This window comes from Flavobacterium nitratireducens (genome assembly GCF_029625335.1).
Classification (GTDB): Bacteria; Bacteroidota; Bacteroidia; order Flavobacteriales; family Flavobacteriaceae; genus Flavobacterium; species Flavobacterium nitratireducens.
This window is the reverse complement of the sequence record NZ_CP121111.1, coordinates 2,878,105-2,890,085: the sequence shown is the minus strand read 5'-3', so window position 1 is coordinate 2,890,085 and position 11,981 is coordinate 2,878,105. Positions and strand designations below refer to the sequence as shown.

The window sequence follows — 11,981 nt, the reverse complement described above, 5'->3', positions numbered from 1 at the left end:
CATAGCAATAAGAAACAATAGAGGTTTCCAACCTCGAGTAGAAAAAAAAGATGCGCACAGAATAAACAACCTTATTCGTGTGCCAGAAGTACGACTAGTAGGTGAAAATGTAGAGCCCGGAGTTTTTAAAACAGCAGATGCTTTGCGATTAGCTGATCAACTTGAATTAGATTTAGTCGAAATTTCGCCAAATGCTGATCCACCGGTTTGTAAAATCATGGATTACAAAAAGTTTGTTTATGAGCAGAAAAAACGAGAAAAAATTCTAAAAGCGAAATCCTCACAGGTTGTCGTTAAAGAAATTCGTTTCGGTCCTCAAACAGATGAGCATGATTATGAATTTAAAAGAAAGAACGCAGAGAAATTCCTAAAAGAAGGAGCTAAACTAAAAGCATTTGTTTTCTTTAAAGGACGTTCTATTATTTATAAAGATCAAGGTCAAATCTTATTATTAAGATTAGCAACAGATTTAGAAGAATTTGGTAAAGTAGAAGCTTTACCTGTTCTTGAAGGAAAAAGAATGATTATGTTCATTGCTCCTAAGAAAAAGAAATAGTTAAAGTTTAAAACAATAAGTGTAACCGCTTTTATTTTAAACTAAACATAAAATAAGTAAGTAAGAATAAATTCAAAAAACTAGGAAAAATGCCTAAAATGAAAACAAAATCTAGCGCTAAGAAACGTTTTAAAGTTACTGGCTCTGGAAAGATTAAAAGAAAGCATGCTTTTAAAAGTCACATCTTGACTAAAAAATCTAAGAAACGTAAATTAGCTTTGACACACTCAGCGCTAGTTCACTCTACAGATATGAAAAGTATCAAACAACAATTAAGAATTATCTAATCGACAAAAGTCTTTAGATAAATTTCTTTAGGTTAAAACAATTTAATAACCTTGGAGTATGGCCAATAAGTACCCTTGATTAAATTCGGGTCGCCTGCTACAAAAATAAAAGTAAAAATTATGCCAAGATCGGTAAATTCAGTTGCTAAAAGAGCAAGAAGAAAAAAAATAATGAAACAAGCCAAAGGTTTCTTTGGTCGTCGTAAAAACGTTTGGACAGTAGCTAAAAACGCGGTAGAAAAAGCAATGCTTTATGCTTACCGTGACAGAAAGCAAAACAAAAGAAACTTCCGTTCACTTTGGATTCAACGTATTAACGCTGGAGCTAGATTAGAAGGAATGTCTTATTCTCAATTCATGGGTAAAGTAAAAGCTAACGGAATCGAATTGAACAGAAAAGTTCTTGCAGATTTAGCAATGAACCACCCAGAAGCTTTCAAAGCAGTACTTAACAAAGTAAAATAAACGTTTTATCAACTCAATTTAAGACTACTTACTTATATAGAAAACCTCATCCGCCTATGCGTGATGAGGTTTTTTTATTTACAATAAATTGAATTCAAATACACCCTACTATTTTCAATATAAACCACCTTAAATTTTAACGAAAAATAGTATTTTAGTACTAGATTTCCTTACTATGAATTACCAAAAGTACCCCAAAAAAATTAAATATTTTTTCCCCTTATAATAACTCTTTTCCTTAACGCTAGTGTGCAAAAGAGAGAGCCTATTGATGTATCGAAAGATAAAAAACAAGTTGACAAATACTACCAACTTGCCAATAACTATTATGACAACAATAAATACGATAGCGCCTTTTATTATTCTAACAAAATAAGATTAGATATTAATCCTAAATTGGAGCTAAAAAAATATGCTACTAACATGTTTATTATTGTAGCTTCACAACAAATGAAAGGGGATTATGCTGGTGCTGAAAATTCAATTGTAGAAGCACTTAATTCTTTTGAAAGAATAAACACAAAAAAATACAAGTACAAATTCTACAACCTTTTAGCGTATAACCATATGTCTCAGAAAAATTATAGTGAAGCCCGATTTTACTACAAAAAAACAGCTACCTACTATCTTGACAAAAGAAGAAAACTACTAAGCGTGATAAATATTGGACATACTTATAAAGAAGAAAAACAATACAAGAAAGCTCTTAACATTTTACTTCCTTTATTAAAAGACCAAACAATTCAAAATCATACATATTATAAAGCAGGAATTTTAAATGATATTGGCTATTGCTATTTTAAACTCGGAAACACAATCGCATTGAGCTATCTCAAAAAATCATTAAAATTATTTTCAAACATGGATTCTACAGCAGACAATAACTATGATATAACAGCTAATTATTATTATCTACACGAATACTACTTAGAAAAGGACAAAAAAACAGCTTTACATTATGCCAAATTATTATATCAAAAAGCTACTGAATACAATAATCCCGATGACCGCTTATTAGCATTGAGTCTATTGATTAAAAACACTGAAGGAAGTGAATCTAAAAAATATGCGTTAAAATACATCTCTCTGAATGATAGTATTACCGATATTAGGCAAAAAGCTAAAAATTTCTTTGCAAAACTAAAATTCGATTCTAAAAAAGAGAAAGAAGAGAATATAAAATTAAAAACAGAACGAGAATTACTGACTGCTCAAGAGAGAAACAAAAATATTATAACAACTTTTGTTATCACTATACTATTAATAAATACAGGTTTTATTTATTATTACCTTATCGAAAAAAACAAAAAGGAGAAACTACAAACTGCCTACAATACTGAAACAAGGATTGCAAAAAAACTGCACGATGAATTGGCTAATGAAATCTATCAGACAATTAATTTTGCTGAAACACAAGATTTATCCTCACCGAATGTATCAGAAAAACTGTTAGAGAACTTAGATAACATATATGCAACTACCAGAAATATATCAAGAGAAAACAACTATATAGAAACAGAGCATCTATTTTCTGAAAACTTAAAAGAAATGATCGCTAGCTTTAATAGTAAAACAACAAATATTATAATCAATGGTTTAGAGGAACTTGATTGGACAAGTATTTCTAAATTAAAAAAAATCACCATTTATAGAGTAATTCAGGAACTTTTAGTAAACATGAAAAAACATAGTAAAAGCACACTTGTTCTTATTTCCTTTAAAAGGAAAGAAAATAAATTACACTTTAATTATTACGATAATGGTATAGGAATTGATTTTGAAAAACCTATTAAGAAAAATGGACTTCAAAATATCGAAAATAGAATTTCTACTATCAATGGAAAAATTACATTTGAGAAAAACCAAAATAAAGGATTAAAATCCAATATCACTATTCCAACATAACAATCCTATTTATGTTTCAAAAAGTATTAATAGTAGAAGATTTAGATTCTATCATAGAAACTATAAAAACGACATTAGAAAAATTAGCTATTCCTCAAATTGAACATGTAAAATATAGTGATGACGCTATTCTAAAAATAAAAAAGCCCAACATGACAAAATACCATTTGAACTCATAATAAGCGACCTATCATTTAAAGAAGACCATCGTGAAAACAAAATTAAAAATGGTGAAGAACTAATAACTGCTATAAAAAAAATTCAACCAGAAATAAAAACCATAATATTCTCCATAGAGGACAAATCATTCAAAATAAATTCTCTTTTTAATAATCAAAAAATCAATGCTTATGTTGTAAAAGGTAGAAATAGCATAAACGATTTAAAAACTGCTGTATTAGAAACGTACAAAAACAACACAAGGATTCTCCTACCTGAAGATCAAAAACACTCTTTTAATAAAAAAGCAATAATAGAAATAGAAGCCTATGACATTCAATTACTACAACTATTGTCTAAAGGGTATATAATATCCGAAATTACTACTGAATTCAAAAAATTAGAAATCCAACCAAATAGCAATAGTAGTATTGAAAAAAGAATTAACAAACTCAAAACTTACTTTAAAGCTAACAATAATGTTCATTTAATTGCTATAACAAAAGATTTAGGCTTGATTTAATTGCCATAAACAGAATCTAAATAAAATAACCAAACCAATTTACGGTTTTCCGTAAAAAAACCTCCTTTATTCGTTCTAAATTTGTTCCATACCAAAACAAATTGAAACAATAAACGAAAACTATGATCCCCCTAAATAGTTATTTTAGAGTGTTTTTTATTGGATTACCCATTATTGTAACTTCATGTTTGAATGAAGGAAATCAAAATACCGATAAAGAAAAAACCATACCCTCCTATCTAAAAATAGGTTCATCTACGAAAACAAGTAAAAAAAGTAAAGAACAGCTATACTACCACTCCGAATCAAAAAATAAAAAATTTGATCATGAAATCGTAGGAAAGGACGAAAATGGTAAACTAGTAAGTGGGTATATTAATATCGAATCAGAAATAGGAATAGGCGTAGTCAAAAAAGAAGATGACCCAAATGAAATTGAAATAATCAGCGAACATATCAATTCTAACAGCATAATGGCAACTGACATAAATGGATTTCAATACAGATTAAAATTCGATGATGAATAATCTTTAAGTCTTTTGTTTTTTCTTTCTGGCAGCCGGAAATAATACATTATTCAAAATCAGGCGATACCCTGGTGAATTAGGATGCAAATCTAAAACTGTGGGAGCATCTCCTACTTTATGTTGGTAATCTTCAGGGTCATGACCTCCATAAAAGCTAAACATCCCTTTTCCTTTTTGTCCATGAATATAACGTACTTCTCCATTTAGCTCACAGCTTCCAAGATTAAGAACATTAGTTTTAATTAGATTTGCATCAAAAGAAGTGGTTTGCCCCATAAAACCTTTAATAAGCTGCGTATGATTTTGACATAACATACTCGGAATTGGATCCCATTTGGCCGAAAATTCCATTATGGTGAAATAATCTTTTTCCATCGGCACAACCCTTTTTTCGGTCATATCAATATCAGAAAACTCATAACGATCTGGTCTACGTTCTAAAATAAAATCTTTAAAAGCAAAAGAATTACCATAATTAAGTTGAGATTGGTAATTAGGAGAACTTGGGTCACCATCAAACATCGATTCACATATATCGATATTATCAGCAGCTAAAGCAATATCAAAACTATCAGTTGCAGAACACATTGCAAACATAAAGCCTCCGCCTACTACAAAATCTCTAATTTTTTTTGCAACAGCCCCTTTTTCTTGAGATACTTTTGAAAACCCTAATTTCTGAACTAAGTTTTCAGCCTCTTTTTTTTGTTCGATATACCAGGGAGCATTTCGATAGGAACCATAAAATTTACCATATTGACCAGTAAAATCTTCATGATGTAAATGCAACCAATCATAGAGTACTAATTGGTCACTTAAAACTTCTTCATCATAAATTGCCGTAAAAGGAATTTCGGCATAAGTTAATACCAGTGTAACTGCATCGTCCCAGGGCTGTTTGCCTTTAGGAGTATAAACAGCTATTTTGGGGACTTTTTCCAAAATAACATACTCCATATTTTGAGAAGGACTTGCTATTTCGTCTAAAATAGATTGTTGTTCAGCATCTGAAATCAGTTCAAAACTCACACCTCTAATCTGACATTCTTTTCGAATTTCAGGAGCATCAGGTAATAAAAAGGAACCTCCACGATAATTGAGCAGCCAACTAGCTTTATACTTTTTTTCTAAACACCAATAGGTGATTCCGTATGCTTTTAAGTGATTTTGCTGCGTAGTTTCATCCATTGGCAACAAAATAAAAGAAGCTTTCACTGAGAAAGAAACTAAAACAAAAGTTAAAAAAGCTATTTTTCTAAAAAGCATGAGATGTTTTAATTTCAAATATAACTTATTTTAGCTTAAAACGGCATATCATCATCATCATCGTCATTTAAATTACTTCCAAAAGCCTCATGAGGAGATGGTAAATTTTTAGTAATAAACGAATTATCGTCTTGATTCATAGAAGACGGTAAATCATCATCATATCCGCTATTATAATCATCTAAATTATCAAACTTTCCTAAATGTCCTAAGAATTTTAAACGAACGTTTTCAATTCCTCCATTACGGTGTTTTGCAATCATAATTTCGGCTTGACCAGCTGTTGGAGCAGCCTCATCATCATCCCATTCCTCAATTTTATAGTACTCTGGACGATACAAAAACGATACAATATCAGCATCTTGCTCAATAGCTCCCGATTCACGTAAGTCAGATAATAACGGCCTTTTACTTGAACCACGAGTTTCTACAGCACGCGATAATTGTGAAAGTGCAATTACAGGCACATTTAATTCTTTGGCTAAAGCTTTTAGGTTTCGAGAAATTGTAGATATTTCCTGCTCACGGTTCCCTCCTCCTTTTTGATTTCCACCCGCTGTCATCAACTGCAAATAATCTATAATAATTATCTTAATTCCATGTTGCGAAGCTAAACGTCTGGCTTTTGCTCTTAAATCAAAGATAGAAAGCGAAGGAGTATCATCAATAAACAATGGTGCTTTTTCTAAATCTTTAACTTTGGTACTTAACATAGTCCACTCATGCGGTTCTAATTTACCAGTACGTAATTTTTCAGAAGACAAACCTGTTTCGGAAGAAATCAAACGAGTAATTAACTGAACTGACGCCATCTCTAGTGAAAAAATAGCCACACCATGACCGTAATCGATAGCCATATTTCGAGCCATTGACAATACAAATGCGGTTTTACCCATCGCAGGTCGCGCAGCAATAATAATCAAGTCACTTGGTTGCCATCCTGAAGTTAATTTATCCAAATTAGTAAACCCAGTTTCAACACCACTTAAACCTTCTTTTTTACTAATCTCTTCAATTTTCTTTTTTGCTTGTAAAACTAAACTTTGAGCTGTTTCAGAACTACGTTTGATATTCCCCTGAGTTACTTCATATAATTTAGATTCCGCTTTATCTAATAAATCAAATACATCAGTAGTTTCATCATAAGATTCTTCAATAATTTCGTTTGAAATTCGAATCAAACTTCGTTGGATAAATTTCTGAAGAATAATCCTTGAGTGAAATTCAATATGTGCAGAAGAGGAAATTTTTTGTGTAAGCTGAATTAAATAAAAATCACCACCCGCAACATCTAATTTTCCATTCTTCTTCAATTGGGCAGAAACAGTTAATAAGTCAATTGGTTGTGTTTCTGTAAACAATTGAACAATAGCCTCAAAAATATGTCTATGAGCATCTTTGTAAAATGCATCTGGTTGTAGAATATCAATTACATCATCTACTCCTTTTTTATCAATCATCATTGCTCCAAGCACAGCTTCCTCTAAATCAACAGCTTGCGGAGGTAACTTCCCTTTTTCCAGGTTTATTATTGTAGATTTATCGACCTTAACCGGTTTTACATTTTTGAAATTTTCCATACAACGAAAGTAACACAAATTTTAAAAAAAACACACTTTAGTTATTACTAGAACTTGTTTATAACTGAAGTTTTTTTGTTTATAACCCAAAAAAATCCGTCTCGTTCAGGAACGAGACGGATTGTATATTTAAAATGTAGTTGTTATTCTTTAAACTCCCCCATTTTAGTGTATTTATCCATTCTCTGAGCAATTAATTCAGCTGTTGATAAATCTTTCAATTCATTGTATCCTTTCAAGATATATTCTTCAACTGTTTTAAAAGTAGTTTCTCTATCATAGTGAGCACCTCCTAGTGGTTCTGGAATTACATCATCCACTAATTCTTGTTTTTTCATGTCGGCAGAAGTCAACTTTAAAGCTTCCGCAGCTTTCTCTTTGTATTCCCAGCTTTTCCATAAAATTGAAGAACAAGATTCTGGTGAAATTACAGAATACCAAGTGTTTTCTAACATATAAACGCGGTCTCCTACTCCAATTCCCAAAGCTCCACCCGAAGCACCTTCACCTACAATGATAGAGATAATAGGCACTTTAAGCAAAACCATTTCGTAAATATTTCTTGCAATAGCTTCACCTTGTCCACGCTCTTCAGCTTCTAATCCTGGGTATGCTCCTGGAGTATCAATTAAAGTCACTACTGGAATTCCAAACTTTTCTGCCATTTTCATCAATCGTAAAGCTTTACGATATCCTTCAGGATTAGCCATCCCGAAATTTCTATATTGACGTGTTTTAGTATTGTATCCTTTTTGTTGACCAATAATCATAAAAGATTGACCGCCAATTTTCCCTAAACCACCTACCATCGCTTTATCATCCTTGAAACCTCGATCTCCATGAAGCTCTAAAAAAGTATCACCGCAAAGACCTCTTATATGATCCAAAGTATAAGGACGACTTGGATGCCTTGATAATTGTACACGTTGCCAAGCGGTTAGATTTTCGTAAATCTTCTTTTTGGTTTCAATTAATTTATCATTAATCTGATTACATGTAGCAGTCACATCAACATCTGATTCTTGTCCAATAATTTGGCATTTTTCTAATTGCTCTTCTAGTTCTTTTATTGGAAGCTCAAAATCTAAATATTCCATAGGATTTGTGCGTTATTATTTTATTTGGAAGTGCAAATATAAAACTTTAAATCATTTACACCTGCTAATTTTTTTTTGTATTGGATGGCAAAGATACAAGCTGTTTAATAATCCTTAAATAAAAAAGTAAAAAACATTATTAGACTAATTTTCAAAGAATAACAAAAAATATCCATTTAATCATCTCATTTAACAACTAACTTTTTATGAAAAAAAGCTATTGTTTTTTACCCGAATTTTTATATTTTAAAATTCCATTCAAAATCACTACGGCTATTATTAGCAGCGCACCTCCATAGAAAGAAACACTCATCTTTTCTTTTTCACCAATAATGAAAAAAGCCAAAATAATACCATAAACGGGTTCCAAATTCGTTGTTAGCATTACTGTATATGGGCTTAATTGTTTCATCACCTTTACAGAGGCGGTAAAAGCGTATGCAGTACAAATGGACGACAAAAGAAACAACAATGACCAATTAGTCAGTGAAACATTAAAAAAATCAAGCGTAAACTTATTTTGAAAAACAAAATAGCAGCTAATAAATAAAACCCCAGCCAAAAACTCATAAAAAGTAATTACTGCCGAATCGTGTTTTTGAATCAATTTCCCATTAAATAAGGTAAATAGCACTCCTAAAACAATAGAAACAAATGCGTAAATCATTCCTTTTAAATACCCCATCTCAACTTGCATAATAATTGAAAGCGCTACTAATATAATGACACCAAAAAACACTTCGTACCACAATACTTTTCTACCATAAAACAAAGGTTCTAAGAGGGATGCTAAAAAAGCCCCTAATGAAAAGACAGACAAGGTTATTGAAACATTTGAAACATGAATAGCATGAAAGAAAAAATCCAATGCAAAGCGATTAATAAACCTACAAAAGTTAACTGCAACAGTGAAGTCCAAGTAATACGGAATGATTTTTTAGAAAAACCAATATAAAATCCTAAAAAAATAGAAGCCATAAGCATTCTATACCATACAATTTCATCGGCTGGAATAGAAATCAAAGCTCCCAAAACAGCTGTAAAACCCCAAATAAAAACGATTAAATGAAGGTGTAAATAACTTTTAAGTTTATCGTTTGGCATTGCGAAGTAAATAAACAGCCAGTATACTGAAAATGAAATTTGAAAACCATACGGCTACAAAAGGTGAAAATGTAGATTTTTCAGCCAATACTCCAAAAATTTTATCAAAAAACACAAATCCGAATGCTACGGCTATACCAATACTAAGGTTCATACCCATACCTCCTCGCCTTTTCATAGAAGAAACGGCAACGGCTATAATTGTCAAAATAAACGCCGATACAGGAACACTAAATTTTTTATATAAAACTACCATGTAGGTATTTATATTAGATGAACCACGCTTTTTTTCTTTATCAATAAAATCGAATAATTCATCCAAACGCAGCGTCTCGGCAATGTAAACTACCGGTGTTAAATCCTCTAATTCAAATTTAAATTTTACATTTTTTTCAGCTGCGGTTTCAAGTTTATCATCTACTTTACCTACTGTCCTTTTAGTATAATCAAACAAGGTGTAAGTACTATCTTTTTCATTCCATCTGATTCTGCTGGCCGTAATTTTGGAAACCATTTTTTCCTTCTCAAATTTTTCCAAAGCAAAATTAAAAGCCATCTTAGAAGCTGGATTAAAATTACTTACATACAAAAACTCTTTATCGTTGAGTCTTCTATACACATCCGTATTATCCCCTCTCATACGTTCTTTTCCATCTCTTCGCAGATAGGTGTAACGAAAATTATTAAAACCTTCGCTCGACACTGGAACTACATAAAATCCCATCAATAAGACAAAAATCGAAATTATGGTAGCGCCAATAAAATATGGTCTTAAAAATCGTGTAAACGAAATCCCTGAACTTAAAATTGCAATAATTTCGGTATTATTAGCCAATTTTGAAGTAAACCAAATTATCGATAAGAAAAGAAATATCGGAAATAAGGCATTTGCAAAATAAATGGTAAAATGATAATAATAAATAACAATGGCTAGAAATGGAACTTTATTCTCGATCATAAAGTTAATTTTCTCCGAGACATCAATGATAATTCCAATAGGAATAAACATCAACAACATAGCCGCAAACGTGGCTAAATATCTTTTTAAGATGTACTTATCTAGTATTGTTAACATATTTTCAAGTTAGAGGTTAGAGGTTAGAAGTTAGAAGTTAGAAAACCTCCAGCTCCAAGCTTCCAGCTTTGTTTTACAACCGTTGACTCATATTTTTCACCATCATTTCTTTCCATGGTCTAAAATCACCAGCTAAGATATGTTTTCTTGCCTCGCGAACTAGCCACATATAAAAACCTAAATTGTGAATGGTGGCAATTTGCTTTCCTAAAAATTCATTTGCAGCAAAAAGATGACGCAAATAAGCCTTAGTATATTCTGTATCTACAAATGTAATTCCCATTTCATCAATTGGCGAAAAATCATTTTCCCATTTTTTATTTTTGATATTAATGGTACCATTAGCAGTAAATAACATTCCGTTACGGGCATTACGTGTAGGCATTACACAATCAAACATATCAATTCCTAGAGCAATATTCTCTAAAATATTAATTGGTGTACCCACTCCCATCAAGTAACGAGGTTTGTCTTCTGGTAAAATTTCTGTAACCACTTCAGTCATAGCATACATTTCTTCGGCTGGTTCTCCTACAGAAAGACCTCCAATAGCATTTCCGACTTGACCTGAATTAGCAATATATTCTGCCGACTGACGTCTTAAATCTTTATAAGTACTTCCTTGAACGATAGGAAAAAAAGCTTGGTCATAACCATATTTCACGGGTACTTTTTCTAAATGATTAATACAACGATCCAACCATCGGTGCGTCATGTGCATCGAACGCTTTGCATAATTGTAATCACATGGATAAGGTGTACACTCGTCAAAGGCCATGATAATATCAGCCCCAATTGTGCGCTGAATTTCCATTACATTCTCTGGCGTAAAAGTGTGATAGGAACCATCAATATGCGATTTAAACTTTACTCCTTCTTCCTTAATTTTTCGGCTATTAGAAAGCGAATACACTTGATAACCTCCTGAATCAGTCAAAATATTACGATCCCAGTTCATGAATTTATGCAATCCGCCTGCTTCCTCTAAAATTTTAGTCTGCGGACGTAAATACAAATGATACGTATTCCCTAGAATAATATCTGGATTAATATCATTTTTTAATTCTCTTTGGTGCACTCCTTTTACCGAAGCAACGGTGCCCACTGGCATAAAAATAGGCGTTTCAATTACACCGTGATCTGTGGTAATACTTCCTGCTCTGGCTTTAGAAAGTGGGTCTTTTTGTAATAAATCAAACTTCATATTAAGGTTTTATCCCAATTGTTTTCCCGACTATTCGGGTGCGCAAAGATAGTCTAATTTATAAAAACATAATCATATTTAACAGCAAACTAAGACTTCTCAAAAAGCATTTGGGCGTATCCCTGCCTCCACTTCGTTCCTGTAGGGTCGGGCTATCCGTTTCAATCTTTTATTTTTCTTTTTTTCAAAGAAAAATAAAAGGATTTCCACTGCTATCCCTTACGCAAAAAAAG

At 31.9% G+C, this 11,981-nt stretch carries 11 protein-coding genes and 1 pseudogene; 6 read left to right on the top strand and 6 right to left on the bottom strand.

Going from position 1 to position 11,981, the window contains the following annotated elements:
* Positions 1 to 7: 7 nt before the first annotated feature.
* From infC to P5P90_RS13540, 6 genes are all read left to right on the top strand, one after another.
* On the top strand, positions 8 to 556 hold the full coding sequence (infC, locus tag P5P90_RS13565) for a translation initiation factor IF-3 (RefSeq protein ID WP_278036537.1): 549 nt from the start codon (positions 8 to 10) through the stop codon (positions 554 to 556).
* 89 nt (positions 557 to 645) lie between these two features.
* Positions 646 to 843, top strand: a complete 198-nt coding sequence (gene rpmI / locus P5P90_RS13560; RefSeq protein ID WP_007810722.1) for a 50S ribosomal protein L35 — start codon at positions 646 to 648, stop codon at positions 841 to 843.
* Between the two features lie 120 nt (positions 844 to 963).
* A complete protein-coding gene (gene rplT, locus P5P90_RS13555; RefSeq protein ID WP_026714940.1) occupies positions 964 to 1,308 on the top strand; it encodes a 50S ribosomal protein L20 in 345 nt (114 codons plus the stop codon).
* Between the two features lie 249 nt (positions 1,309 to 1,557).
* A complete protein-coding gene (locus tag P5P90_RS13550) occupies positions 1,558 to 3,213 on the top strand; it encodes a tetratricopeptide repeat-containing sensor histidine kinase (RefSeq protein ID WP_278035157.1) in 1,656 nt (551 codons plus the stop codon).
* 11 nt (positions 3,214 to 3,224) lie between these two features.
* Positions 3,225 to 3,392: a hypothetical protein gene (locus P5P90_RS14265; protein ID WP_340696412.1), complete on the top strand. Its 168-nt coding sequence runs from the start codon at positions 3,225 to 3,227 to the stop codon at positions 3,390 to 3,392.
* Positions 3,393 to 4,017: 625 nt separating this feature from the next.
* Positions 4,018 to 4,422 carry a hypothetical protein gene (locus P5P90_RS13540; protein ID WP_278035156.1) on the top strand — a complete coding sequence of 135 codons (405 nt, stop codon included), beginning with the start codon at positions 4,018 to 4,020 and terminating at the stop codon, positions 4,420 to 4,422.
* 3 nt (positions 4,423 to 4,425) lie between these two features.
* Here P5P90_RS13540 and P5P90_RS13535 read toward each other — a convergent pair whose 3' ends face one another.
* The 6 genes and pseudogenes from P5P90_RS13535 to tgt all read right to left on the bottom strand — a co-directional run bounded on the left by P5P90_RS13535 (position 4,426) and on the right by tgt (position 11,748).
* Positions 4,426 to 5,688 carry an asparagine synthetase B gene (locus P5P90_RS13535; RefSeq protein WP_278036536.1) on the bottom strand — a complete coding sequence of 421 codons (1,263 nt, stop codon included), beginning with the start codon at positions 5,686 to 5,688 and terminating at the stop codon, positions 4,426 to 4,428.
* Positions 5,689 to 5,723: 35 nt separating this feature from the next.
* Positions 5,724 to 7,268 (bottom strand): replicative DNA helicase, encoded by a 1,545-nt coding sequence (dnaB, locus tag P5P90_RS13530; RefSeq protein WP_278035155.1) that lies wholly within the window; start codon positions 7,266 to 7,268, stop codon positions 5,724 to 5,726.
* A gap of 143 nt (positions 7,269 to 7,411) precedes the next feature.
* Positions 7,412 to 8,365: an acetyl-CoA carboxylase carboxyltransferase subunit alpha gene (locus tag P5P90_RS13525; RefSeq protein WP_278035154.1), complete on the bottom strand. Its 954-nt coding sequence runs from the start codon at positions 8,363 to 8,365 to the stop codon at positions 7,412 to 7,414.
* 217 nt (positions 8,366 to 8,582) lie between these two features.
* Positions 8,583 to 9,469 (bottom strand): annotated as a pseudogene (locus P5P90_RS13520) (DMT family transporter).
* Positions 9,456 to 10,544: an LptF/LptG family permease gene (locus P5P90_RS13515; RefSeq protein ID WP_278035153.1), complete on the bottom strand. Its 1,089-nt coding sequence runs from the start codon at positions 10,542 to 10,544 to the stop codon at positions 9,456 to 9,458. The pseudogene P5P90_RS13520 and the gene P5P90_RS13515 overlap by 14 nt, the downstream one beginning before the upstream one ends.
* A gap of 73 nt (positions 10,545 to 10,617) precedes the next feature.
* Entirely contained in the window at positions 10,618 to 11,748 is a 1,131-nt protein-coding gene (gene tgt / locus P5P90_RS13510) for a tRNA guanosine(34) transglycosylase Tgt (RefSeq protein ID WP_278035152.1), read from the bottom strand.
* Positions 11,749 to 11,981: the final 233 nt, after the last annotated feature.